At 71.3% G+C, this 24,525-nt stretch carries 19 protein-coding genes and 1 pseudogene; 11 read left to right on the forward strand and 9 right to left on the reverse strand.

The features are described 5' to 3' along the window. Positions 1–78: 78 nt before the first annotated feature. The 3 genes from AB0O76_RS02275 to AB0O76_RS02285 are packed head-to-tail and all read right to left on the reverse strand — an operon-like array spanning position 79 to position 3,029. Entirely contained in the window at positions 79–318 is a 240-nt protein-coding gene (locus AB0O76_RS02275) for a hypothetical protein (RefSeq protein ID WP_160505069.1), read from the reverse strand. Between the two features lie 20 nt (positions 319–338). Further along, entirely contained in the window at positions 339–2,792 is a 2,454-nt protein-coding gene (gene malQ / locus AB0O76_RS02280) for a 4-alpha-glucanotransferase (RefSeq protein WP_365484201.1), read from the reverse strand. Next, positions 2,793–3,029, reverse strand: coding sequence for a hypothetical protein (locus AB0O76_RS02285; RefSeq protein WP_266866893.1), 237 nt, complete (start codon positions 3,027–3,029; stop codon positions 2,793–2,795). A gap of 312 nt (positions 3,030–3,341) precedes the next feature. On the opposite strand from AB0O76_RS02285, the gene AB0O76_RS02290 reads away from it, so the two are divergent. Then, on the forward strand, positions 3,342–6,272 hold the full coding sequence (locus AB0O76_RS02290) for a beta-N-acetylglucosaminidase domain-containing protein (protein WP_365484444.1): 2,931 nt from the start codon (positions 3,342–3,344) through the stop codon (positions 6,270–6,272). A 59-nt stretch (positions 6,273–6,331) separates the two neighbouring features. Here the strand turns inward: AB0O76_RS02290 and AB0O76_RS02295 are convergent, their stop codons facing one another. Beyond that, a complete protein-coding gene (locus tag AB0O76_RS02295) occupies positions 6,332–6,868 on the reverse strand; it encodes an HNH endonuclease (protein WP_360765489.1) in 537 nt (178 codons plus the stop codon). A gap of 266 nt (positions 6,869–7,134) precedes the next feature. Here AB0O76_RS02295 and AB0O76_RS02300 point away from each other — a divergent pair, with 266 nt between their 5' ends. Beyond that, a complete protein-coding gene (locus AB0O76_RS02300) occupies positions 7,135–8,214 on the forward strand; it encodes a mechanosensitive ion channel family protein (protein WP_365484205.1) in 1,080 nt (359 codons plus the stop codon). A 60-nt stretch (positions 8,215–8,274) separates the two neighbouring features. Beyond that, positions 8,275–8,832, forward strand: a complete 558-nt coding sequence (locus AB0O76_RS02305; protein WP_365484208.1) for a TlpA disulfide reductase family protein — start codon at positions 8,275–8,277, stop codon at positions 8,830–8,832. 102 nt (positions 8,833–8,934) lie between these two features. Here the strand turns inward: AB0O76_RS02305 and pepN are convergent, their stop codons facing one another. Then, complete coding sequence (gene pepN / locus AB0O76_RS02310) at positions 8,935–11,502, reverse strand: aminopeptidase N (RefSeq protein WP_365484211.1); 2,568 nt, start codon at positions 11,500–11,502, stop codon at positions 8,935–8,937. Positions 11,503–11,756: 254 nt separating this feature from the next. Between pepN and AB0O76_RS02315 the strand changes: the two genes are divergently transcribed. Next, the gene (locus tag AB0O76_RS02315; protein WP_365484214.1) at positions 11,757–12,995 is read left to right on the forward strand and encodes a flavin-dependent oxidoreductase; all 1,239 of its coding nucleotides are present in this window, start codon (positions 11,757–11,759) and stop codon (positions 12,993–12,995) included. A gap of 144 nt (positions 12,996–13,139) precedes the next feature. Continuing rightward, positions 13,140–13,652: a DUF1203 domain-containing protein gene (locus tag AB0O76_RS02320; protein WP_365484217.1), complete on the forward strand. Its 513-nt coding sequence runs from the start codon at positions 13,140–13,142 to the stop codon at positions 13,650–13,652. On the opposite strand, the gene AB0O76_RS02325 is transcribed toward AB0O76_RS02320, so the two are convergent. Continuing rightward, the gene (locus tag AB0O76_RS02325; protein WP_365484220.1) at positions 13,603–14,538 is read right to left on the reverse strand and encodes a LysR family transcriptional regulator; all 936 of its coding nucleotides are present in this window, start codon (positions 14,536–14,538) and stop codon (positions 13,603–13,605) included. The genes AB0O76_RS02320 and AB0O76_RS02325 overlap by 50 nt on opposite strands. Before the next feature lie 105 nt (positions 14,539–14,643). Here AB0O76_RS02325 and AB0O76_RS02330 point away from each other — a divergent pair, with 105 nt between their 5' ends. After that, positions 14,644–15,882, forward strand: a complete 1,239-nt coding sequence (locus AB0O76_RS02330) for an MFS transporter (protein WP_365484222.1) — start codon at positions 14,644–14,646, stop codon at positions 15,880–15,882. Here AB0O76_RS02330 and AB0O76_RS02335 read toward each other — a convergent pair. Beyond that, entirely contained in the window at positions 15,872–16,888 is a 1,017-nt protein-coding gene (locus tag AB0O76_RS02335; RefSeq protein WP_365484225.1) for an aspartate-semialdehyde dehydrogenase, read from the reverse strand. The two genes, AB0O76_RS02330 and AB0O76_RS02335, sit on opposite strands and share 11 nt — an antisense overlap. Before the next feature lie 216 nt (positions 16,889–17,104). Between AB0O76_RS02335 and AB0O76_RS02340 the strand changes: the two genes are divergently transcribed. Beyond that, entirely contained in the window at positions 17,105–17,638 is a 534-nt protein-coding gene (locus AB0O76_RS02340) for a sigma-70 family RNA polymerase sigma factor (protein WP_365484228.1), read from the forward strand. Between the two features lie 2 nt (positions 17,639–17,640). Then, positions 17,641–18,387, forward strand: coding sequence for a hypothetical protein (locus AB0O76_RS02345; RefSeq protein ID WP_365484231.1), 747 nt, complete (start codon positions 17,641–17,643; stop codon positions 18,385–18,387). Between the two features lie 90 nt (positions 18,388–18,477). Here AB0O76_RS02345 and AB0O76_RS02350 read toward each other — a convergent pair whose 3' ends face one another. Together AB0O76_RS02350 and AB0O76_RS02355 are read right to left on the reverse strand one after the other, a co-directional pair. Beyond that, complete coding sequence (locus tag AB0O76_RS02350; protein WP_365484233.1) at positions 18,478–21,801, reverse strand: S8 family serine peptidase; 3,324 nt, start codon at positions 21,799–21,801, stop codon at positions 18,478–18,480. A 195-nt stretch (positions 21,802–21,996) separates the two neighbouring features. Further along, positions 21,997–22,548 carry a CGNR zinc finger domain-containing protein gene (locus AB0O76_RS02355; protein WP_365484236.1) on the reverse strand — a complete coding sequence of 184 codons (552 nt, stop codon included), beginning with the start codon at positions 22,546–22,548 and terminating at the stop codon, positions 21,997–21,999. A gap of 130 nt (positions 22,549–22,678) precedes the next feature. Here AB0O76_RS02355 and AB0O76_RS02360 point away from each other — a divergent pair. The 3 genes and pseudogenes from AB0O76_RS02360 to AB0O76_RS02370 all read left to right on the forward strand — a co-directional run bounded on the left by AB0O76_RS02360 (position 22,679) and on the right by AB0O76_RS02370 (position 24,487). Then, positions 22,679–23,051: pseudogene (locus AB0O76_RS02360) on the forward strand (VOC family protein). Between the two features lie 40 nt (positions 23,052–23,091). Next, positions 23,092–23,985: a pyridoxamine 5'-phosphate oxidase family protein gene (locus AB0O76_RS02365; protein ID WP_365484239.1), complete on the forward strand. Its 894-nt coding sequence runs from the start codon at positions 23,092–23,094 to the stop codon at positions 23,983–23,985. Positions 23,986–24,037: 52 nt separating this feature from the next. Continuing rightward, complete coding sequence (locus AB0O76_RS02370) at positions 24,038–24,487, forward strand: NUDIX hydrolase (protein ID WP_365484242.1); 450 nt, start codon at positions 24,038–24,040, stop codon at positions 24,485–24,487. Positions 24,488–24,525: the final 38 nt, after the last annotated feature.

A 24,525-nucleotide genomic window follows, 5' to 3' on the forward strand; every position in this document is an offset into this window, starting at 1 on the left:
ACGTACGTACGCATCAGTCGCGTACGTACGTCGATGAAGAGCGCCCCCTACGGAGAACTCAGTAAGTGAAGTGCGGCGTCAGCCCTGCTTCTCCTGCTTGCGGGACTTGTCACCGACCATCACGAGGCCCGCGATCACCAGGAACAGCACGATGGGCGCCACGACATAGAGGCCGAGCGTGTCGATCACGCTCAGGCCCGGACCCGGGTCGTCACCGTCGTCGCGCGTGAGCGCGAGCGCGGGGGACGACATGAGCAGCATCATCAGCGTCGTACCGGAAGCCAGGGCGCCGGCGCGCAGGGCGTTCTTCTTGTCCACGGTGCCAACGTAGCGAACGGCTAAACGGGGCGCGCGCCCGGGGGTGCCGTACGAGTGCGATCGCGGCCCGCGCCGCGGCCGCGGAAGACATCCATGAACGCGTGCAGCCGGGGTGACGCGACCAGTTCCTCCAGGGTGACGGGGCGTCCTGCGGCGTCCGCGATCGGCAGTCGCCAGTTCGGATACTCGTCCAGGGTGCCGGGCAGGTTCTGCGGGCGCCGGTCGCCGACCGCGTCCGGCAGCCAGACGCCCACCATGCGGGCCGGGGTGGCCAGCAGGAAGCGGTGGACGGCACGGATCTCGTCCTCCTCCTGGCCGCCGCCGCCCGGCAGCATGCCGAGCCGGGCAAGGAGCCCGAGCCACTCCCGCACGTCGGCCCCCGCCTCGACCCCCTCCACCTCCACCGGGCGGGTCAACAGGCCAAGGCGGTACCGGAGTTGGACGTGCTCGCCGGTGATGCGGGCCGCGGTGGACGGCAGATCGTGGGTGGTGGCGGTGGCCAGGCAGTCGGCGCGCCATCGCTCGGGCGGCAGCGGCCGCCCCGTGCCCTCCCAGTCCCGCTCGAACCAGAGCACGGAGGTGCCGAGCACGCCGTGCCCGCGCAGGGTCTCGCGGACACCGGGCGCCACGGTGCCGAGGTCCTCGCCGATGACGAGGGCGCCCGCGCGGTGCGCCTCCAGGGAGAGGACCGCGAGCATCGCCTCCGCGTCGTAGTGGACGTACGTCCCGTCCGTGGGCGCGTGGCCTTCGGGGACCCACCAGAGGCGGAAGAGCCCCATCACGTGGTCGACGCGGAGCGCGCCCGCGTGCCGGAGCAGTCCGCGCAACAGGGCGCGGTAGGGGGCGTATCCGGACTCGGCGAGGCGGTCGGGGCGCCAGGGCGGCAGGCCCCAGTCCTGGCCGCGTGCGTTGAACGCGTCCGGCGGGGCGCCGACCGACATGCGGGCGGCGAAGTGCCGTTGCTGTGCCCACGCGTCGGCGCCACCCGGGTGCACGCCGACCGCGAGGTCGTGCACGAGGCCGATGTCCATGCCCGCGTCGCGCGCGGTGCGCTGCGCGGTGGCGAGCTGGGTGTCGGTGAGCCAGGCGAGGCGGCTGTGGAAGTCCACGCGGTCCATCGCGTCGCGGCGGGCGTGGGCGGTCGGTGACGAGACCGGGTCCCGCAGCGGGGCGGGCCAGGCGTGCCAGTCGGGGCCGTGCCGCTCGGCGAGCGCGTACCAGGTGGCGTGGTCCTCGAGGTCCTCGCCGTGCTCGGCGAGGAACGCGTTGTAGGCGGCCCTCCGTCCGGGGCCGAGCGGGACCTCCGCGATCAGTTCCAGGGCTTCGAGCTTCAGCGCCCAGACCGCGTCACGGTCGATCAACTCACCCTCGTGGAGGACCGATTCGCGCAGCCGCCCGGCACGGCGGGAGAGCGCGTCGACCCGGTCGCGGGCCTCGCCCCGCAGGTACGCGTACTCGGGGATCTCCTCGATGCGCAGATGTACGGGGTCGGGGAAGCGGCGCGACGAGGGGCGGTACGGGGAGGGGTCCGACGGCCCGTCCGGTGGTTTGGGTACCGCGGCGTGCAAGGGGTTGACCTGTACGAACCCGGCACCGAAGGCCCGCCCTGACCAGGCCACGAGCTCGGCCAGGTCGCCGAGGTCGCCCATGCCCCAGCAGCGGGCGGAGAGCAGCGAGTAGAGCTGGACCAGCAGGCCGTGGTTCCGCTCGGGCGGGGCGGGGAGACGGTAGGGGGCGACAATGAGGTGCGCTCCAACACTCCGCCCGCCGGGGACGGTGGCCCGGATCCGGTGCACGCCGTGCGGCAGCGGCGCCGGCGGCTCACCGGGCATCTCCCACTCCAGCCGCTCGCCCTGCTCGGTGCGGACCGCCATACGTGTACCGACCGGCAGACCTGCCCAGGGCACGGCTCGCTGGGGCCCGCCCTGCTCGCGACCGCCTTGCTCGGGCCCGCCCTGCTCGGGCCCGCCCTGCTCGGGCCCGCCCTGCTCGGGCGCACCCCGCTCGGGCGCGGCCTGCCCGGGACCGCCTTGCCCGGGTCCGCCCTGCTCGCGACCGCCCTGGTCGCGACTGCCTTGGTCGGGCGCGGCCTGCCCGGGACCGGCCCGCTCGGGACCGGCCCGCTCGGGACCGCCCTGCCCGGGACCGCCCTGCCCGGGACCGCCCTGCTCGCGACCGCCCTGGTCGCAACCGCCTTGCTCGGGCGCGCCCCGCTCGGGTCCGCCCTGCCACATCACCACCGTCGGCGGCAGCAGCCGTGCCCGCTGCTCGGTCTCGTGCGCCGTGAGGGCGTCGCGGATCGCCTCGGGGGTGGTCGCGTCCACGTCGAGGGCGGCCAGGGCCGCGACGACGGCGGTGTCCGCGGCCGGGACCGTGCGGTCCGGGGACGGGGAGTAGGAAGTCGCCACGCCATGGCAGGCGGCGAGGCGTGAAAGCCCGGATGGTTCGCCGGTGGCAGCTCCGGGTGGGGGCATCTAGACCCCCATGTAGTCCAGGCCCGAAGCCGTGCCCGTGGAGGTCGGCTCGCTGGTCAGCGGGGCGGCGTCGGCGAGCGGGGGCTCGCTGGTGAGGGGGGCGGCGTCGGCGAGCGGCGGCTCGCTGGTCAGGGGCGGTTCGAGGCAGCCGCAGGAGCAGGATCCGTCGAGTCCCGAGTCGGGGTCCGAGACCTGTTTGGAGAGGGCGGAGAGGAGGAGGTTCGCGGAAGCGGCCACGTGGGAGCTCCTTTTCAGGGGGCAGGTCATCGCAGCCCTACCCAGTGCGCGGGTTCGCAGACATATCCGTTGTATGAACGTGCTCGTGCTCACATTCGTTTCCCCAAGGGCACGCCCCTCGCAAGATCTTCCTTTCCGGGGCTCAGCCCGCAGCTGCGGGCCGGAGGGGGGAGAAACCCCCCACAACCCCCACCGCCGTTGACACCCCCACCACCCGAGTGGTGGGCTCAGTGACACCCTGAGACAACCGACGCACCACACGTGATCATCACCTCACCCGTGACGACCACAAGGGACAACAAGGAGAGGGCCGTGCAGCTGCGGCGCAGGAAGGGCGCGGCCGCCATCGCCGTCGCCGTCATCGCAGGCACACTCACCGGCGCCCCCGGCGCCATCGCGGCCCCTGGCATCCCCCGACAGCCCGGCGCCCCCGCCACCACCCCGGACGACGACCGGGAGTCCGACGGCGCCCTCCCCCCGGTCTGGCCCCGCCCCCAGTCGATGACCGCCGCAGGAGCCCCGGTCACCGTCACCGACGAGGTCGTCCTCGTCGCGGGAGCGACCGGCGGCCACGCCCCGGACCCGTACGCCGTCGAAGCCCTCCGCGCCCTCCTGCGCGACGCGGGCGCCCGCGAGATCACCGAGGTGAAGGACGGGGAGCGGCTGCCCGCCGGCGGCGGCCGCCTGATCGTCCGTGTCGACGGCACCGGCGCCGACCAGGCCCTGCGCGCCCTCCGCGCCCGCGACCGCCGCGACCTCCCCTCCGGCGGCTACCGCCTCGCGGTGGGCCGCGTCGCAGGGCAGGACACCATCGCGCTCTCCGGAGCGGGCGACGACGGCCTCTTCCACGGCGTGCAGACCCTGAAGCAACTGCGCACCGGGAAGACCGTCCCCGGCGTGAACATCCGCGACTGGCCCGGCACCGCGGTGCGCGGCATGACGGAGGGCTTCTACGGCACCCCCTGGACCCGCGAACAGCGCCTGGACCAGCTGGACTTCATGGGCCGCACCAAGCAGAACCGGTTCCTCTACGCGCCCGGCGACGACCTCTACCGCCAGGCCCGCTGGCGCGAGCCGTACCCCGCGGACCAGCGCGCCGACTTCCGCGCCCTCGCCGACCGCGCGAAGCGCAACCACGTGACGCTCGCCTGGGCCGTCGCGCCCGGCCAGGCCATGTGCATGTCGTCCGACAAGGACGTCAAGGCCCTCAACCGCAAGATCGACGCGATGTGGGCGCTCGGTGTGCGCGCCTTCCAGCTGCAGTTCCAGGACGTCAGCTACAGCGAGTGGCACTGCGACGAGGACGCCGAGACCTTCGGTTCGGGCCCGAAGGCCGCCGCGAAGGCGCAGGCCCGGGTCGCGAACGCCGTCGCCGCGCATCTCGCCGAGCGCCACCCGGACGCCAAGCCGCTCTCCCTCATGCCGACCGAGTACTTCCAGGACGGCTCGACCGAGTACCGCGACGCCGTCGCGGAAGAACTGGACCGTGGCATCGAGGTCGCCTGGACCGGCGTGGGCGTCGTCCCCAAGACCATCACCGGGCGTGAACTGGCCGGCGCCCGCAAGGCGTTCGGCTCGCACCCCCTCGTAACGATGGACAACTACCCGGTCAACGACTTCGCGCAGGACCGGATCTTCCTCGGCCCCTACACCGGCCGCGAGCCCGCCGTGGCCACCGGCTCGGCGGCCCTGCTCGGCAACGCGATGGAGCAGCCTTCGGCGTCCCGCATCCCGCTGTTCACCGCCGCCGACTACGCGTGGAACCCCCGCGCCTACCGCCCGCACGCGTCGTGGCTCGCCGCGATCGACGACCTCTCGGGCGGCGACGCGAAGGCGCGGGGCGCCCTGCGCGCCCTCGCGGGCAATGACGCGTCGTCCGTGCTCGGGGCGGACGAGTCGGCGTATCTGCGGCCGCTCATGGACGACCTCTGGCGCGCCCGTACGACGACCGACAAGGCCCGCATCGAGAAGTCCGGGCAGGCGCTGCGTGACGCGTTCACCGTCATGAAGGAGGCGCCGCGGCGGCTCGCCGGCAGCGCTCTGGACGCCGAAGTCGGGCCCTGGATCGAGCAGTTGGCCCGCTACGGCGAGGCGGGCGAGACGGCGGTCGACATGCTGCGCGCGCAGTCCAGGGGCGACGGCGCCGCCGCCTGGCACGCCTCGCGCACCCTGGCCGGACTCCAGAAGGACCTGAAGGCCGCGCAGGTGACGGTCGGCAAGGGCGTACTCGACCCCTTCCTGGCGCGAGCGCAGAAGGCGTACGGCACCTGGGTGGGTCTTGACAGCGACCGGGCGTCGGACCGCGCGACGGTCCGCGTGCCCCGGGCCCGCCCCCTCACGGCGGTGACGGCGCTGACCGATCCCGGCACCAAGGGCAGCGTCGAGGCGCACGTCCCCGGCGAGGGCTGGCGCCGCATCGGCGCCCTGTCCGGCAGCGGTTTCACGGAGGCCGAGGCCAAGGACGAGCGCGCCGACGCGGTGCGGGTCACCGTCACCGAGGGCACCGTCCGCCATGTCGTCCCCTGGTACGCCGACACCCCCGCCGCCAAGTTCTCGCTGGCCCGCACGGAGGCCGACGCGGAGATCGGCGGCCGCCCGCAGCGCGTCACGGCCAGGCTGCTCTCGCTGCGGCCCGGGGACGTGCGGGGCGAGGTCACGGCCAAGGCCCCCAAGGGCATCGAGGTCCGCACCCCGCAACGGTCGACGCTGCCGCGCGGCACCGAGGTCGACGTCCCGGTGGATGTGACCGTTCCCGCGGGCACGCGCTCGGGGACGTACGAGATTCCCGTCACGTTCGAAGGCCAGACCAGGACGGTCTCGATCCGCGCTTTCCCACGCACCGAAGGCCGGGACCTGGCGCGCGGCGCGAAGGCGTCGTCGTCCGGCGACGAGACGAAGGACTTCCCGGCGTCCGGCGCCAACGACGGCGATCCCCGGACCCGCTGGTCGTCCCCGGCCGAGGACAACGCCTGGTGGCAGCTGGAGCTCGCGGAGCCGGTCAGGCTCGGCCAGGTGGTCCTTCGCTGGCAGGACGCGTACGCGGCGGGCTACCGCGTGCAGACGTCGGCCGACGGCAGGACATGGCGCACGGCGGCGACGGTGAAGGACGGCAAGGGCGGCCGTGAGGCGGTCCGCATGGACGCGCGTGACACTCGTTACATCCGGGTGCAGGGCGACAAGCGGGCGACGCGGTTCGGTTACTCGCTGTGGTCGGTGGAGGCGTACGCGGTCGCCGGCGACTGACGACCGCGTACGCGACACGACACGACACGTACACGTACAACAAAGGCCCGGATCGTTTGCTAGGCAGAAATGCCATCGATCCGAGCCATCGCGTCGTCCGCGCCGAACGGCTGCAAGTACGGCAGCCAGCGCGGATCCCTATGCCCGGTCCCGATGATGCGCCACGCGAGCCCCGAGGGCGGCGCGGGCTTGTGACGCAGGCGCCACCCCAGCTCCAGTAGGTGCCGGTCGGCCTTGACGTGATTGCAGCGGCGGCATGACGCCACCACATTTTCCCAGGCGTGCTGACCGCCACGGCTTTTCGGAATGACGTGGTCGACGCTGGTTGCGACGCCACCGCAGTACATGCACCGACCGCCGTCGCGGGCGAAGAGCGCCCGCCTGGTCAGAGGAACGGGCCCCCTGTAAGGGACCCGGACGAACCGCTTGAGGCGGACCACGCTGGGTGCGGGGACAGTGCGCGTTGCGCTGTGCATGAAGGCGCCGGATTCCTCGAGGCAGAGAGCCTTGTTCTCCAGGACGAGGACGAGCGCGCGGCGGAGCGGTACGACACCCAGTGGCTCGTACGACGCATTGAGGACCAGGACGTGCGGCACGGATGCCTCCTTGTACGCCGGCGGCGCGTGGCTCGCGCCGGGACGATCTGTAGCCAGTCTCCCCTCATGCCTGGTCCAAGCGCCACCATGTGCCGGTAACGGGCTCGGAGTGTTTTCGACCACACCTGTGCGTCACCCTCATCTTCCCCAGGTGAGCACAGTCTCTCCCTCGAACATGACAACGATCCACACACAATGCCCCGTTAGTGTGGTGTCTCTGCCCGGCGCATCTTCTGGGCAGACCGCTATGCCTGGAGGTACCTGCCGTGCTCTTGTCCGTCCTGTCGGCGGCCGGATCGGACCCGGACGACAAGTCGACGAAGCCCCCGACCCTGGAAGACGCCCAGGAGAGGGCGACGAACGCCGCGAGCTGGGTGGAGCAGAACTGGTCGACCTGGCTCAGCATCGGGCTCCGCATCCTGCTGATCGTCGCCATAGCGGTCGTCCTGCGGGTCCTGATCCGCCGCGCCATCACCAAGCTGATAGACCGCATGAACCGCACGGCGCAGGCCGTCGACGGCACGGCGCTCGGTGGGCTTCTGGTGAACGTGGAGCGCCGCCGTCAGCGTTCGCAGGCGATCGGCTCGGTCCTCCGCTCGGTGGCGTCGTTCGTGATCCTGGGCACGGCGGCCCTGATGATCCTCGGCACGTTCCAGATCAACCTGGCCCCGCTGCTCGCCTCCGCCGGTGTGGCGGGCGTCGCGATCGGCTTCGGCGCGCGCAACCTCGTCACCGACTTCCTCTCCGGCGTCTTCATGATCCTGGAGGACCAGTACGGAGTCGGGGACCAGATCGACGCGGGTGTCGCCTCCGGAGAGGTGATCGAGGTCGGCCTGCGCGTGACCAAACTGCGGGGCGACAACGGCGAGATCTGGTACGTCCGCAACGGCGAGGTCAAGCGCATCGGCAACCTCAGCCAGGGCTGGTCGACGGCCGGCGTGGACGTGACGGTCCGTCCGGACGAGGACCTGGAGAAGGTGAAGGCCACGCTGACGGAGGTCGGCGAGACCATGGCGAAGGACGAGCCGTGGAACGAGCGGCTGTGGGGCCCGGTGGAGGTCCTGGGCCTGGACAGCGTGCTCCTTGACCAGATGGTGGTGCGCGTCTCGGCGAAGACGATGCCGGGCAAGTCCCTCGGGGTGGAGCGGGAGCTGCGCTGGCGCATCAAGCTGGCGTTCGACGCGGCGGGCATCCGCATCGTCGGTGGCCTCCCCCTGCAGGCGACGGAGGAATCGGCCCCCGACCCCTCGGCAGGCGTCGCGGCCCCCTCCGCGTACGCGTCCTCGACGTCCCCCCAGTCCCTGGCGGCTTCACCGATCGCACCGCCGCCGAATCTTTCGAAGTAGCAGCAGGGGTCGGTACGCGGGCTGCGGGTCCTCTTTCTCGCCCTGGCAGACTCTCCGATCATGAAGACCCTGACGCTCCGTACGGCTGCCGCTGTCTCCTTACTGGCCCTTGCTTGCGGTTGCTCCTCGGGCCCTGTCGCAGAGGGCGGGAAGCGCGAGGGCCCTCTGAAGTCCTATGCGCCCGCCGAGCGGAAGCAGGCCCCGGCATGGTCGGGCGAGACGGTGGACGGCAAGAAGATCGATCTCGCCGACTACCGGGGCAAGGTCGTGGTGGTCAACGCGTGGGCGGCGTCGTGCGGTCCCTGCCGTCTGGAGGCCCCCGGCCTGTCACGGGTGAACAAGGAGATGAAGAGCGAGGGCGTCGCCGTGGTCGGCATGAACGTGGACGCGTCCGTGTCCAACGCCCGCTCCTTCGAGCAGGACAAGAAACTGTCCTACCCGAGCCTGTACGACCCGTCCGGCCGCAAGCTCCTCGACATGCCCAAGGGCCTTGCCAATCCCACGAATTACCCCTTCACCCTCTTCTTCGACCGCAAGGGCCGCATAGCCGCGTCGTACATCGGCCCCATCGCCGAGTCGAAGGTGAAGTCCATCGTGACGCCGCTGACGAAGGAGTGACCCGTCCGTTCCGGGCCCTTCGACGCGGGCGGCCCGGCGTCAACTCGACGCCGGGCCGCCAAAGCCCTCGCCGAGCAGCTGCAGGACCGCCCGGCCAGAGGGCTACGCGTCGGCGGACCGGGCCCGCAGGGCGCGCTCCACGCCCGCTCGGGATTCCGTGATCAGGCGGCGCAGGGCCGCTGAGGGGGATGCCGAGGCCAGCCAGGTGTCCGTGGCGTCCAGGGTTGCCTGGGAGACCTGGATCGACGGGTACAGGCCCACCGCGATCTGCTGCGCCATCTCGTGCGAACGAGAGTCCCACGCGTCCTTGACCGCCGCGAAGAACTTCTCCGTGTAGGGGGCAAGGAGATCCCGCTGGTCCGTCTGGACGAAGCCGCCGATCACCGCCTCCTGGATCGCGTTCGGCAGCTTGTCCGACTCGACGACCGAGGCCCACGCCTCCGCCTTCGCGGCAGCCGTCGGCCGCGCCGCCCGCGCCGACGCCGCGTGCCGCTCACCCGCCGCCGTCTTGTCGCGGTCCAGCTCCGCCGCGATTCCGGCCTCGTCGAGCCGGCCCGTCGCCGCGAGCCGGTGCACGAACGCCCAGCGCAGCTCCGTGTCCACGGCCAGACCCTCGACCGACTGCTTGCCGGACAGCAGCTCCTCAAGCAGGGCCAGCTGCTCCTCCGTACGTGCCGTCGCCGCGAACGCCCGCGCCCACGCCAGCTGGTGGTCGCTGCCCGGCTCCGCCGAGCGGAGGTGGGAGAGCGTTGCCTCGGTCCAGCGGGCCAGCGCCTCCTCGCGTCCGGACGGGGCCGCGTACAGGTCGAGTGCCAGCTTCACCTGCCGGTGCAGGGACTGGACGACGCCGATGTCCGACTCCTTGGCGATGCCGGACAGGACAAGGGACAGGTACTCCCGCGTCGGCAGCTCCGCGTCCCGCGTCATGTCCCACGCCGACGCCCACGAAAGGGCACGCGGCAGCGACGCCTCGAAGTCGCCGATGTGGTCGGTGACGAAGGCGAGGGAATCGGCGTCCATGCGGACCTTCGCGTACGACAGGTCGTCGTCGTTCAGGAGGATCACCGCCGGGCGCGCGCGGCCCACCAGCTCGTCCACCGCCGTCAGTTCGCCGTCCACGTCCAGTTCCACGCGGTCCGTGCGCAGCAGCTTGCCGCTCTCGTCGTCCATGTCGTACAGGCCGATCGCGATGCGGTGCGGGCGAAGGGTCGGCTCGCCCTTCGCACCCGCCGGGAGCGCGGGGGCCTCCTGCTTGACCGCGAAGGAGGTGATGGTTCCCGACGTGTCGACGTCGACCACCGGTCGCAGGACGTTGATGCCCGCCGTTTCCAGCCACTTGTTCGACCACGTCTTGAGGTCGCGCCCGCTGGTCTCCTCAAGGGCACCCAGCAGATCCGAAAGGCGCGTGTTGCCGAACGCGTGCGCCTTGAAGTACGCCTGCACGCCCCGGAAGAACTCGTCCATGCCGACGTACGCGACGAGCTGCTTGAGGACGCTCGCGCCCTTGGCGTACGTGATGCCGTCGAAGTTGACCAGGACGTCGTCGAGGTCGCGGATCTCCGCCATGATCGGGTGCGTGGAGGGGAGCTGGTCCTGGTGGTACGCCCACGTCTTCATGGAGTTGGCGAACGTCGTCCAGGAGTGCGGCCAGCGCGAGTTCTCCGCGTACGCCTGGCAGGCGATCGACGTGTACGTGGCGAACGACTCGTTCAGCCACAGGTCGTTCCACCACTCCATCGTCACGAGGTCGCCGAACCACATGTGGGCCAGCTCGTGGAGGATGGTTTCCGCACGCGTCTCGTACGCGGCGTCCGTCACCTTCGAACGGAACACGTACTGGTCGCGGATGGTCACCGCGCCCGCGTTCTCCATCGCGCCCGCGTTGAACTCCGGCACGAAGAGCTGGTCGTACTTGGCGAAGGGGTACGCGTAGTCGAACTTCTCCTGGAACCAGTCGAAGCCCTGCCGCGTCACCTCGAAGATCGCGTCCGAGTCGAGGAACTCGGCCAGCGAGGGCCGGCAGTAGATGCCGAGCGGAACCGACTGGCCGCCAGGACCCTCGTACGAACTGTGGACCGAGTGATACGGACCGACGATGAGCGCCGTGACGTACGTCGACATGCGCGGCGTCGGCTCGAACACCCAGACGTCACCGCTCGGCTCGGGAGTCGGGGAGTTGGAGATCACCGTCCAGCCCGTCGGCGCCTTCACGGTGAACTGGAACGTCGCCTTGAGGTCGGGCTGTTCGAAAGAGGCGAAGACGCGGCGTGCGTCCGGGACCTCGAACTGCGTGTAGAGATAGGCCTGTTGGTCGACCGGGTCGACGAAACGGTGCAGGCCCTCACCTGTGTTGGTGTAGTCGCAGTCGGCGACGACCTTCAGCTCGTTCGGCCCGGCCTCCAGGTGCTTGAGCGCGATGCGCGAGTCACGGAAGACAGCCGCCACGTCCAGCGCATGGCCGTTCAGGACGGCCTCGTGGACCGCCGGGGCCACCAGGTCGATGAAGGTCTCGGCGTTCGCCTCCGCGGAGTCGAAGCGCACCGTGGTCACGGACCGGTAGGTGCCGCCCTCTTGCGCGCCGGAGAGGTCGAGATCGATCTCGTACGAATCAACGGTGAGCAGCTTTGCCCGCCGCTGCGCCTCTTCGCGGGTCAGATTGGTGCCGGGCACGCGGTCATCTCCTCAGGTACGTCAGGTGCGACTTGTGGCGTTTCCGGCCATCCTTCCACGTGGGTACGGGAGCGTGCCGGGGCACTGTCCGGCGGCCGCCGTGCGCCATTGTTCGCCGCCCGCCGTGCCGCTAGCATCCGCGCGGCGAGGAACGCCCCGGGGGGAGCGCTCATGAGACGGGCACGGTCACGTTCACGATTACGACCACGGTTACGGCCACGATTACGCGGCACGGGGCGGGCGGTGTCCCAGCCATGATCGACGTACTCGTCGCGGGAGCAGGCATCGGCGGTCTGACCACCGCGCTCGGTCTGCACGCCGCGGGCATCGAGGTGCGGGTGGTGGACGCGGTGGACGCGCTGCGCCCCGTCGGCGTCGGCATCAACCTCCTCCCGCACGCGGTACGGGAGTTGACGGAACTCGGCCTGGGCCCGGAGCTGGCCGCCACGGCCGTGCCGACCGCCGAGATGAGCCACTTCGACCGGCACGGCAACCACATCTGGAGCGAGCCGCGGGGCGTCGCGCGCGGCCACCACTGGCCGCAGTACTCGCTGCACCGGGGCGCCCTGCAGATGCTGCTTCTCGACGCCGTGCGCGACCGGCTCGGCGAGCATGCCGTGCGCACGGGTACGGCGTTCGTGCGGTACGCCGAGACCGAGGGGTCCCGGTCGGTGCTCGTGACGCTGCGGGACATGGCGCGCGGGCGGGAGTACGCGGTGCCGGTGCGGGCCCTGGTCGGCGCCGACGGCCTGTACTCGGCGGTGCGGGCGCGGCTGCACCCCGGGGAGGGGCCGCCGCTGTGGAACGGCATCCGGATGTGGCGGGGCGTCACCGAATGGCAGCCGGTGCTCGGCGGCCGCACGATGGTCGTCGCCGGCAGCAACGCGAGCGTGAAGCTGGTCGTCTATCCGATCTCCCGCGAGGCGGAGACGCGGGGGCGGGCGCTGCTCAACTGGGTGGCGGAGGTGCGGTTTCCGGTCCACCACCACGGGGTGGCAGGACCTGTCGACTGGAACCGCTCGGGGCGGCTTTCCGACGTGCTTCCGCACTTCGCCGGGTGGCGCATCGGGGACCTGGACGTGCCGGCGCTGCTCGCCTCGACGCCGCGGATCCTGGAGTACCCGATGGTGGACCGGGACCCGCTGCCGTGGTGGGGGCAGGGCCCCGTGACGCTCCTCGGGGACGCGGCGCACCCCATGTACCCCGTGGGGTCGAGCGGGGGCTCCGAGGCCGTGCTCGACGCACGGGTCCTCGCCCGTTGCCTGGCGCTTGCCGCGCCGGACCGGGTGGGGGGACTGCGGGCCTACGAGGCCGAGCGGTGGGCGTCCGCGAACGCGGTGGTCCTTGCGAACCGGGCGATGCCGCATGAGCGGGTCCTTCGGACGGTCGCGGAGAGGGCGCCGGAGGGATTCGTGCGGGTCGAGGATGTGCTGACGGGGGAGGAGCTTGCGGAGCTGGGGGAGGGGTATCGGCGGATGCGGGGGGCTTGGTGAGGGCGGCCCGCTCAAGAGCAAAGCCCCCGCGCAGCGGCCCGCGGCGGAGCCGCAAAATGTCATAGCCGGGAAGGGGCGGGGTTGGGGAAAGCAACGTCTGAAAGCCGCCAGCCCCCACCCACCCGCACGCGCGACCCTCGACCCATGGCCACCATCGCGTACCACCCCCGCCCAATCGACCCTGTAGCCCTCAAGGAACTCCGCGACACCGACGACGCAGGCCGTCCCCCCGCCCCGTACACGGACCCGGAAGGCGGCGACCCCCTCCGCTGCTGCCTCCGCCCCATCGCCCCCGGCGAGCACGTCGCCCTCGTCTCGTACGCGCCGCTGCGGCGCTGGGCCGCGGACACCGGCGCCACCCCCGGTGCCTACGACGAGCAGGGGCCCGTCTTCATCCACGCGGAGGACGAGGACTGCGCGGGACCCGCCCCGGACGGGGAGGGTTATCCCTTCGCCCGCCCCGCAGCCCTCCGCACCCTCCGCCGCTACAACGCCGAAGGCCGCATCATCGGCGGCCGCCTCTTCGAGATCCCCGAGGACACCACCGCCGGCTTCGACACCGCACTCGCGGAGGCCTTCGCCGACCCCGAGGTCGCCCTCGTACACGTCAGGGCCGTCGAGTACGGCTGCTTCCACTTCGAGGTGCGGCGGCCCTGACGCTCGACGTGGCGACCGCCCGTGCGAACGCCCGTACCCGCTCCGTCTCCGCGTCCCGGTGCCACACCATCCCGAGCACCGAGTCCGGAAGACCCTCCACCGGCACGAACGTGACGTCACGGCGGCCGTGGTAATCCGCCGTGGGGCTGCACAGGAGCATCGCGCCCCGCCCGGCCGCGACCAGCGTCAGCCCCTCCTGGAGGGTGCGCACCTCCGGCGCGGGCGTGGCGGAAGGGGCGTGTGCCTCGCGCCAGTACGCGGGTGCCGGAGCCGCCGCCGAGATCAGCGGAGTGTCCGTCAGTTCGGCCGCGCTCAGCGATGTCCGGCCCGCGAAGGGGTGGCGTACCGACACCGCGACGTTCTGCGGTTGGCGGGAGAAGAGCGGGCCGAGGACCAGGTCCGGTTCCGCGACCGGAAGGAGCACGATCGCCGTGTCCACCGCACCGTGCCGAACCGCCCCGAAGGGATCCGCGAAGGGGATCTCCACGATCTCCGTCACGCACGCCGGATGCTGCTCCTGGAAGTCCGTGATCGCCTCCATCAGCCGGGCGTCCGCCGTCCCCTGGAAACCGATCCGCAGCCGCCCCGAAACCCCTCGCGCCGCCTCGCGCGCCGAGTCCACCGTGGCGCTCAACGCCTCGTACGCCGGGCGCAGTTCGGCAAGGAAACGCTCACCCGACGCGGTCAGCCGCACCCGGCGGCTTGACCGTTCGACGAGCCGTGTGCCGATCCGCCGCTCCAGATCCCGCAGCAGCTGGCTGACGCGGCTCTGCGAGACATACAGACGCTCGCCCGCGCGGCCGAAGTGCAGCTCGTCGGCGAGCGCGATGAAGCACTCGAGCTCCCGTATCTCAAGCCCGCTCACCCGGGTCCGCCTTTCCTCCATGAGCCCGTCTCGTCCGCGAGCCTCGCCTCATCGATGAGCCTCGCTCATTCAAGGATGAGATCTTCGGCGTTGTTCCCGGTGGGCGCCCCACGAAGGCTGGAGTCCATGAAGAACAACACCACCCTGCCCCTCTCCGTCCTCGCCGTCGCCGCCACCACCTTCTCCGTCGTCACCACGGAGATGCTGCCCGTCGGACTCCTCACCTCCCTCTCCTCCGGACTCGGTGTCTCCGACGGCACCGCGGGCCTGACCGTCACGCTGCCCGGCATGGTCGCGGCGCTCGCCGCCCTGCTGCTGCCCGTCGCCGTGCGGAGCGCCGACCGGCGGACGGTGCTCTGCACGCTCACCGGGCTGCTCGCCGCCGCGAATCTGCTCTCCGCGCTCGCGCCCACCTTCGGGGTGCTGCTCGCCGCACGGGTCCTTGTGGGCGTCTGCATCGGGGGCGTGTGGGCGATCGCGGCCGGTATCGGCGTACGTCTCGTGCGCGAGGATGCGGCAGGGCGGGCCACCACGGTGATCTTCAGTGGGATCGCGGTGGCGTCCGTGCTCGGCGTCCCCGCCGGTACGTTCCTGGGTGAACTGGCGGGCTGGCGCTGGGCGTTCGTGGCCATGGGGGGTTTTGCCCTCGCCGTCGCGGGACTGCTCGCCGCGGTCCTGCCGAAGCTGCCCTCGTCCGATGCGGTGCGGCTCGGCGCGTTCCCGCGGCTGCTGCGGACGGCGCCGCTGCGGGCCGCGCTCCTGGTGGTGCTGCTCCTGGTGACAGGACACTTCGCCGCGTACACCTACGTGCGCCCGGTCCTGGAGCGGGTGCCCGACCTCGGCGCCGGGCTGATCAGCGGGCTGCTTCTCGCGTACGGCGTCGCGGGCATCGCGGGGAACTTCGTGGGCGGCGCCTTCGCGGCCCGCGAGCCGCGCCGTGCGCTGCTCGCGATCAGCGCAGGGCTCGGCGCCGTGGTGCTCCTCATGGGGCCCGCGGGCGGCTCGCTGCTCGCGTCGGTGGCGCTGCTCATCGCCTGGGGACTGACGTACGGCGGGGTCTCGGTCTCCACCCAGCAGTGGGTGATGGCCGCGGCGCCGGGGGCCCGCGAGGCGGCGTCGGCGCTCTTCGCAGGGGTGTTCAACGCGGCGATCGCCCTGGGCGCGCTGACCGGCGGCCTGGTCGCGGACGGCCGCGGAGTCACGGACGTGTTGTGGCTCGGCGGTGGCCTCGCGGTGCTCGCGCTGCTCGTCGTGGCGGCCCAGGACGCGCGGAAGGGGCGGTCACCGCACAGCGGTGCCCGCCCCCGGCGGCGTACGGAAAAGCGTACGGAAAGGCGTACGGAGAAGCAGGACGTCAGCCCTTGAGCTCGGCCGCCACAAGCTCCGCGATCTGCACCGCGTTCAGCGCGGCGCCCTTGCGGAGGTTGTCGTCGGAGATGAAGAAGGCCAGGCCGTTCTCCACCGTCTCGTCGCCCCGGATACGGCCCACGAAGGCGTCGTCCTTGCCCGCCGCGACCAGCGGGGTCGGCACGTCGGTGAGGACGACGCCCTCGGCGGAGGCGAGGATCTCGGTGGCGCGCTCGGGGCTCAGCGGACGCTCGAAGCGGGCGTTGACCTGGAGGGAGTGACCGGTGAAGACCGGGACGCGGACGCAGGTGCCGGAGACCTTCAGGCCCGGGATCTCCAGGATCTTCCGCGACTCGTGGCGGAGCTTCTGCTCCTCGTCGGTCTCGTTCAGGCCGTCGTCGACGATGGAGCCGGCGAGCGGAAGCACGTTGTACGCGATCGGCGCGACGTACTTGTCCGGCTCGGGGAACTCGGCGGCCGAGCCGTCGTGCGTGAGCTTCGGGGCGTCCTCGCCGACCTTCTTGACCTGCTCGAAGAGCTCATCGACACCGGCGAGGCCGGAACCGGAGACGGCCTGGTACGTCGCCACGACCAGCGCGGTGAGGCCGGCCTCCTGGTGCAGCGGCTTCAGGACCGGCATCGCGGCCATCGTCGTGCAGTTCGGGTTGGCGATGATGCCCTTGGGGCGGTCGGCGATCGCGTGCGGGTTCACCTCGGAGACGACCAGCGGTACGTCGGGGTCGCGGCGCCAGGCCGAGGAGTTGTCGATCACTACGGCGCCCTGCGATGCGACCTTCTCGGCGAGGGCCTTGGAGGTGGCGCCACCGGCGGAGAAGAGCACGATGTCCAGGCCCGTGTAGTCGGCCGTGGAGGCGTCCTCCACCGTCACGCCGTCCAGGACCGTCCCGGCGCTGCGGGCCGAGGCGAACAGGCGCAGCTCGTCCAGCGGGAACTTCCGCTCGGCGAGGATCTTGCGCATGACCGTGCCGACCTGACCGGTGGCTCCGACGATTCCGACCTTCACAGGGAGTTCCTCCGTATGTGCATGCGCGTGGCCAGCTGACCTGGCGCTCGGGGTGCGTTCCATGATGCGTCTGTCCACCGTCGCCTTGTCCAATCCATTGTCCGAAGTACGGGATGTCACATCCCCGAGTACCGGATGTCACATCGCGGCGACCGTCGGCGAACGTTTCGGGCCGTCCCGGCGTCCTAGGGGAAACGCGGGGATGGGAGGGGTGCCTTGCTGCGGAGAAAAACGCGCCGGGCCGCCGAGAGGCAGGAGAAGGCGGATCCGCTCGACGCGGCACAGGAGGACCGGGTGCGGGCGGTGCTCGCGCTCGGCGGGGTGCCGCACGCCGATCTGCCCGACGGCGTCCAGCAGGTCAGGCTGAAGCTCCTGGAGCGGGCGGCGGACGGGCGCGAGGCGCCGCGTGACGTGTCCGCGTGGGCGGCGGTGGTCGCGTCGAACCTCGCCATGGACTGGCACCGGGCGCGCCGCAGGCAGGAGCGGCTCGGGGAGCGGCTCGCCGTGCTGTGGCGGGAGACCACCGACGAGGACGGCGCGGAGGCGCGGGCGCTGTCCCTCGCCGTCACGCAGGGTCTTGGCGAGCTGCCGGATGCCCAGCGGCAGGTCGTGGTCCTGCGGTTCTACGCGGATCTGCCGGTCCGTGCCATCGCCGACGAGCTCGGCATCCCGGAGGGCACGGTCAAGAGCAGGCTGCACTCCGCGGTACGGGTGCTGCGGACGCGGCTGCACGAGGGCGAGGTGGTGTGAGGGTGCCTGGGACGTACGACGAGGCCTACGAGGCGTTGATGCTTGCGGTCACGGGCGACCCCGTGCCGGACGAGGTGCGCGGTGATCCCGAGTTCCGCGCCGAGCACGCGGCGGCCGTGGCGGATGTCGCCCTGCTGCGGGAGGGGTTGGCAGCGGCGGGCGACGCATTGGGGGCGCGGCCTGCGCCGGAGCCGGTGCCGGTGCCGGAGCCGGTGCCGGAGACGGTGGCACGGCCTCCCGTACGGAACCGGCGCCCGTTGCGGCTCGCCTTCGGCGCCCTCGCGGCGGCGGGCGGTCTCGCCGTGGCCAGTGTCATGACCTGGGCCGTACTGGCATCCGGCGGCGGCATGGGGAGCGAGGACGCCGCCACGTCCGGTGACGAAAAGGCGGCGGCGCCGGGCGGCGGGAAGCAGCAGGACGCGGATCTCACTCCGGAGGGCTTCGTGGCGTGCTCGCGGCTCATCGTGGAGGGCACGGTGACGGCGGTCGACGCGGTGCCGGGTGCGGCGCGGGACCGGATCACGCTCGACGCCGACCACTACATCAAACCGGAGTCCGGCCCCGGGACGGTCACCTTCCCCATGGACCATGACGTCGACCCGCGCCTGAAGGTGGGCGACCGAGTCCTGATCACCATGACGAAGGGGGAGACCGAACCGGACAACTGGGCCATGGGAAAGAAGCGCGACCGCCTCCGCACGACGATCACGAACGCCCTCCCCGGCTCCCGCCAGATCCAGTGCGACTAGCCCGCTCGGCGAACGCAGAAAAGTCCCGCCAGAATGCCCCCAAAGGGGACATTCGGCGGGACTTTTTTGCATCGCCCACTAGCCGACCGGCTACGGAACGACCTTAGTGATCTTCACGCTGCCCGTCCCGGACACCGTGCCGCGCCCGTTCAGGAGCGACACCTCGCCGAACAGTTCACGCCCCTCCGCGGCCGGTGCGTCGGCGACGACCTCCGCCTTCACGTCCGCCGAAGCGCCGTTGGGCAAGTTCACCGGCGCCGATTGGTCGACCTTGACCGTGCCGAGCGCCGCCGAGAAGAAGACGTCCAGGTAGGAGTACTCGGTCGTGCCCGCCGGGATGGAGTATCCGACGACCTCGATCTCGTACGTACCCGCGGCGGGCTTCGGCAGGCTGACGGACTCCTCGGAGTCGCCGTCCGCCGACGAGCCGACCACCTTTCCGTCCTTCAGGACCGAGAGGTCGAGGTCGGCGGCCGAGTCGGACGTCGAGCCGATCGCGACGTCGAGCCGCTCCGCGCCCTCCGGCACGACCACGGTCGTGGTCTGCGTCTCGCCCTGCTTGATGGAAGGCTTCGCGGCCTTCGACGAGCCGAGCGGGCCGCCCTGGAGCTTGCCGTCGACCGCGGCAAAATCGTTCGTGACCTTCCAGGAGACCGGGGCGGGCGTGCCGACCTTGGCCTCGGGCACCGTCTGCACGGCCGGGTCGAAGGCGACGCCCAGCGCGGCGACGTCCAGCTTGTACGGGTTGTCGAGCAGCGGCGACGTCCGGCGCGACTCGATCTCGATCTCCCAGACGCCCGGCTGCGGGTCCGCGTACGAACGCAGGTCGGGGCGGCAGGTGTTGGCCGGGTTCTCGTAGTTCGGGTAGCAGACGAGCGACGAGGTCGAGTCGACCGGGACGCCGTACGGGTGCACCGCGATGAACCGCGTCTGGCTCTTGCCCTTCAGGCCGCCGAGGGCGACTTCGAGGGACTTGGCGCCCTTGGGCACCGTCACGAAGTACGACTTGGTGCTGTTGCGCTGCACCGAACCGGCCGCCGAGAAGGTGTACGACGGCTTGGCGAGCGGCGCCGAGACGACGACCGTCGACATGATCTGCTGGTCGACGCCCTTGGTGCGCTCGTCGTTCACGGTGAGGACCGCGCTGTGCAGCCCGGCGGACCCGGCCTTCGCCTGGACCTTGACCGTCACCGGCTTGTTCAGGCCCAGCGAGATCTCGTCATCGCCCAGCACGCGGAACGTACCGCCGTGGTTGTTCTTCAGGTCCAGCTCGTGGCGCACGGCGCGGTCCGGGCCCGACGTCCGCGTGATGGTGACGTCGTACGTCCGCTTCTGGCCGACCTTCAGGCCGCCCTCACGGTCGTAGATGCCGGTGCCGGGCTTCTTCAGCTCCTGCTCCAGGGCGGTGTCGACCGGCGCCTTCACCGTGTAACTGTGCGCGTTCGCACCGGACTTGATGGCACCCCAGGCGCCCACGATGTCGATCAGGCCGGTGCCCTGCGCGTACGCCTGCTCGCCGCGGATGTGGTCCGCGGTCGACGTGAGCGCGGTGCGCAGCTTGGCCGGAGTGAGGTCGATGTTCTTCTGCTTGGCGGCGGAGAGGAGCAGCGCGGAGGCGCCCGCGGCCTGCGGGGACGCCATCGACGTACCCTGCAACATCGAGTATCCGGCGGGGAGTTTGTAGCCCGCCTCGGCGACCGGGGAGCCCGGCAGCCAGGTCTGCGTGGTGTTGATGGAAGAGCCCGGCGCCGAGATGATCGGCGCGAAGCCGCCGTCCTCGCGCGGGCCGCGCGAGGAGAAGTTCAGCATCGCGTACGGCTTCCGCACGACGGAGCCGTAGTTGGCGGCCCAGGTGTCCTTGGAGATGGACGCGCCGACGGAGATGACCTTGTCGGCGAGACCAGGGTCGCCGATGGTGTTGGCACCGGGGCCGGAGTTGCCGGCCGAGATCACCAACTGCACGCCGTACTCGTCGATGAGCCGCTTGTAGAGCTCGGCGCGCGCGTTGTTGCCGTCGTTGAGGGCCGGGAGGCCGCCGATCGACATGTTGACGATGTCGACGCCGCGCTTCGTCACGAGGTCGATCATGCCCTCGGTGAGCGCGACGTTGGTGCAGCCGCCGGTCCAGGTGCAGGCGCGGGACGAGACCAGCTTGGCGCCGGGCGCCGCGCCGTTCATCTTGCCGCCGAACAGGCCGTTGGCCGCGGTGATGCCCGCGACGTGCGTGCCGTGCTCGGACTCGATGAGGCCGATGTTGACGAAGTCGGCCTTCTTGCCGACCCAGTCGCCGCCGTACGGGTCGGTCGGCACGTCCTTGCGGATCTCGACGACGAACGGGACGCGCTCGACGACGTCGGTCGCCGGGTCGTCCTTGCCGAAGTAGGCGACCTGGTGGCCGTCCTTGTACGGCTTCATCGTGTCGTCGTCGGTGAAGTCCTTGTTGTCGTTCAGGTCGATGCGGACCGTCCCGGCGGCCGGGTCGTAGAGCACGCCCCAGGTGTCGGTGGTGTCGCCGTCGCGGTTCAGGTCGCCCTTGGCGTCGCCGCCGGTGGTGGCCTTCTCGCTGAACCGGCTGATCTGGTACGAGCCCGCGGCGGACTTCCAGGTCTGGCCGTCCCACGTGAAGACGGGGCCGGTGACGGGGTTGGTCATCCGCCGCCAGGTCGCGTCGGCGTCGACGATCGGGTCGGTGGCGGTGACCCAGTCGGTGATCTTCCGCTCGCCGGTGGTGGTCTTCTGCAGCGCGGGGTGACCCAGGTCGATGCCGGAGTCGAGGATGCCGATGGTGGTGCCGCGGCCGTCCGCCTTCGGGTTCTTCTTCACGAAGTCGACGGCGCCGGTCTCGAAGGAGGGGTTGTACGGGTTCTTCGCCGGGGTGTTCTTGTCCGGCCCGGCGTACGTTCCCTGCGCCGCCACGTCCGCGCCCTTGGCGTGGTCGGCGGCGGGCGTCGGATCGTCGAGCTCGATCTCGTGCCGCAGATCGATGCCGTGTACGGAGGACAGCTTGCCGGCCGCCTCGATCGCGGCGTCGGCCTTCGCGGTGGGCACGGAGGCGCGGACGTAGCCGAGCTTGTCGTCGGTCCGGCCGACGGAGCCGCCCTTGACGGCGTCGAGCTGGCCGGCGACCTTCTCGGTGGCGCCGGGCGCGGTGGCGACCATCATCGTGACGGTCTTCTCACCGTCCGCCTTCGCCTCCGCGAGCAGGTCGGCGTCGGCCGAACCGAGCTTGCCGGCGGCGTCCTTGGGTGCGGGGGCGGCGGGGGCGCCGGGGTCTTCGTCGGCCGCGAGGGCCATGGGTATGGGCCCGGCGGCGGAGAGTGCGGCGGTCAGGCCGACGGCTATCGCGAGCCGGGCCGCCCGTCTTGGGCGTCTCGCCGGCGATATGGGTGTGGAGGGTGTGGCTTCGGGGGTCATCAGCATCCCTGTACGTAAGGTCGAAAGGGTCCGGAATTCGGTACCGGATGACCGCTTAGCTTCACGTAAGTGACTGCTGTTTGGGGAGAGTTGCCCGGGGCGGATCGGGCGGTGGCGTAATTCCGCCATGTGCCACCGGCGGCATTGCGGACTATTCGCCCCCGGGGCTGAAAGATTCAGCTCCGCAGGGACGCCCTAATCCTCGCGAGACCTGGCGTAATGGCGGGACGCCTTCGCCCTGTTGCCGCACGCGGCCATCGAGCACCACCGCCGGGTGCCGTTCCGCGACGTATCGAAGAAGTGCAGGATGCACGCCTCGTGGGCGCACCGCCGGATCCGATCCGGCGCCGCGGCCAGCAGCCCCAGGTAGTCCCGCGTCGCCAGCCAGCCCGGACCCCAGCTCGCGTCCTTGAACTCGAGCTCCTCGCCCGGACCTTCAGGACTCAGCGTCGCCCGGATCCGCCCGTGCCCGAGGATCTTGTTGACCCGTGCGACCCCCGCCGCCTCGCCCGGCGCGTCCACCACGGAGGCCAGCGCGTCCCGCGCCAGCAGGACGTGCTCCAGCGTCCGCCCGTCCGCCTCGAAGCGATCAGCGATGCCGTTGGCCGCGAGCCAGATGCCGAGGCCCTCGGCGTCGGTCAGCAGATCCTGGCGTACGCCGTCCAGCATCCACCGCGTATTGAGCAGGTCGAGGGAGAGCGGCTCGCCCACGAGGGGGCGAGGGTCGCGAGCGGCGTCGGCGGACATGGGGGCTCCCTTCACGGCTAACCAGTAAAGAGTACGTGACCGGTTGACGCTCGCGGTCTCTAACCTCTAACCTCAATATCAACGGTTAGTCCGCGTCGAGCGGGCGGCCACTGCTGACAAGGGGAGAGTCATGACCGCGACCAGCACGCCGAGCGCACTCCGCACCGGCCACATCGGCCTGAACGTCACGGACATCGAGCGCTCACTGGCCTTCTATCGAGACGTCATCGGCTACGGCGTGATCGGTGAGGGCAAGGAGGAGGGCCGCAGGTTCGCCTTCCTGGGCGATGGCGCCAGGCCCGTCCTCACGCTCTGGCAGCAGGCCGACACCGCGTACGCCGCCGGAAGCGCAGGCCTGCACCACCTGGCGATCGAGGTCGACACCGTCCGGCGGCATCTTCTTCCGCGACCCGGACGGCACGCGCCTGGAGATCTATTCTCCGACCGGGGCCGATACGGCCGCCGCACCGGTGGAGTCGGCACCCACCTGCGGCTTCTTCTAAGCCCGTAAGCCCGCAATCCCGGAAGGACGCGATGAACCCCATGGCCTCGCACGCACCCGAAGGGCCCTACCACCACGGCTCCCGCACCGTCCAAGATCTCGTCGGCGTACGCGATATGGCCGATCACGTGGGCCGCTCCATAGGCCAGGGCATCCGCCCGGTGGCCGCCGCCTTCCTCGAACTCCAGCCCATGCTGGTGCTCGGCGGCGCGGACACCGAGGGCGCCGTCTGGGCCTCGCTGCTCACCGGCGCACCCGGGTTCGTGCGGGCCACGGGGCCGCAGCAGATATCGATCCGGGGAGGCCCGCACGCCGGAGACCCGCTGGCCCGGAGCCTCGCCCGCGAAGGCACCCCCGTCGGAACCATCGCCCTCGACCCCCGCACCCGCCGCCGCATGCGCCTCAACGGCAGGGCGCGCCCCACCCCGCGCGGCCTGGCGATCGAGGCCGACCAGGTCTTCTCGAACTGCCCCAAGTACCTCCAGAAGCGCGACCTCCTGGAGGGAAAGGCGCCGGGCCGCCCCGCCTCGCCCCGCCACGGAGTGAAACTCACCGGCGACCAGCGCGCGTTCATCGCCGCCGCCGACACCTTCTTCCTCGCCACCGTCCACGAGCACGGCGCCGACGCCAGCCACCGGGGCGGCAATCCGGGATTCGTCGAGGTGCCGTCCCCCTACGAGCTGGTCTGGCGGGACTACCCGGGCAACTCCATGTTCCTGACCCTCGGCAACCTCGCCACCGACCCCCGTGCCGGGCTCCTCTTCCTCGACTGGGCGACCGGCACCACCCTCCAGCTCTCCGGCACGGCACGCACCGAGTACGCGGCGGACGGTTCCCGCACGGTCCGCTTCACCGTCGAGAGGACGGCGGAAACCCTGGGAGCGAGCCCCTATGCGTGGTCGCCGCCCGAATACTCACCGGCGAACCCGCAATAGGAGGACCGTAGAAGGACCGTATTAAGGGAGCTATTAGGTCTAGCGTCAGCCTGTGCACAAAGAGCTTCGGGTGGCGGCCTACGCCGTATGCGTACGCGACGGGCAGGTGTTGCTGGCCCGCTGGGTGGCGGGCGACGGCAGCAAACGCTGGACGCTGCCCGGCGGCGGCATGGACCACGGGGAGGATCCGTACGACACGGTGATCCGCGAGGCGGACGAGGAGACGGGCTACGTCATCCAGCCGGTCACGCTGCTCGGCATGGACTCCCTGCGCCGCCGCTACCCCCGCAGGCTCGGCGCCGTCGCCGACTTCCACGGCCTGCGCATCATCTACGAGGCCGGGATCACCGGCGGCGAGCTGCGCCACGAGACGGACGGCTCGACCGACCTCGCTGCATGGCACCCGCTGGACGCCGTCCCCGACCTCGACCGGGTCGGGCTCGTCGACATCGGCCTGGGCCTCTGGCGGGAGCGTCCTGCCGACGGCCACCTGGCGACCTGAGGCTCCGGTGCACCTTCTCTTCCCCGAAAGGTGAACAT

It is taken from the genome of Streptomyces sp. NPDC086554, from assembly GCF_040686095.1.
In the GTDB taxonomy this organism is placed as follows: Bacteria; Actinomycetota; Actinomycetes; order Streptomycetales; family Streptomycetaceae; genus Streptomyces.

Excerpts from the sequence above, each read along its gene's own strand:
- malQ (WP_365484201.1), bottom strand. The coding sequence starts at position 2,792 with ATGCCCCCACCCGGAGCTGCCACCGGCGAACCATCCGGGCTTTCACGC.
- AB0O76_RS02305 (WP_365484208.1), top strand. The coding sequence starts at position 8,275 with ATGAAGACCCTGACGCTCCGTACGGCTGCCGCTGTCTCCTTACTGGCC.
- AB0O76_RS02315 (WP_365484214.1), top strand. The coding sequence starts at position 11,757 with ATGATCGACGTACTCGTCGCGGGAGCAGGCATCGGCGGTCTGACCACC.
- AB0O76_RS02320 (WP_365484217.1), top strand. The coding sequence starts at position 13,140 with ATGGCCACCATCGCGTACCACCCCCGCCCAATCGACCCTGTAGCCCTC.
- AB0O76_RS02325 (WP_365484220.1), bottom strand. The coding sequence starts at position 14,538 with ATGGAGGAAAGGCGGACCCGGGTGAGCGGGCTTGAGATACGGGAGCTC.
- AB0O76_RS02330 (WP_365484222.1), top strand. The coding sequence starts at position 14,644 with ATGAAGAACAACACCACCCTGCCCCTCTCCGTCCTCGCCGTCGCCGCC.
- AB0O76_RS02350 (WP_365484233.1), bottom strand. The coding sequence starts at position 21,801 with ATGACCCCCGAAGCCACACCCTCCACACCCATATCGCCGGCGAGACGC.
- AB0O76_RS02355 (WP_365484236.1), bottom strand. The coding sequence starts at position 22,548 with ATGTCCGCCGACGCCGCTCGCGACCCTCGCCCCCTCGTGGGCGAGCCG.
- AB0O76_RS02365 (WP_365484239.1), top strand. The coding sequence starts at position 23,092 with ATGGCCTCGCACGCACCCGAAGGGCCCTACCACCACGGCTCCCGCACC.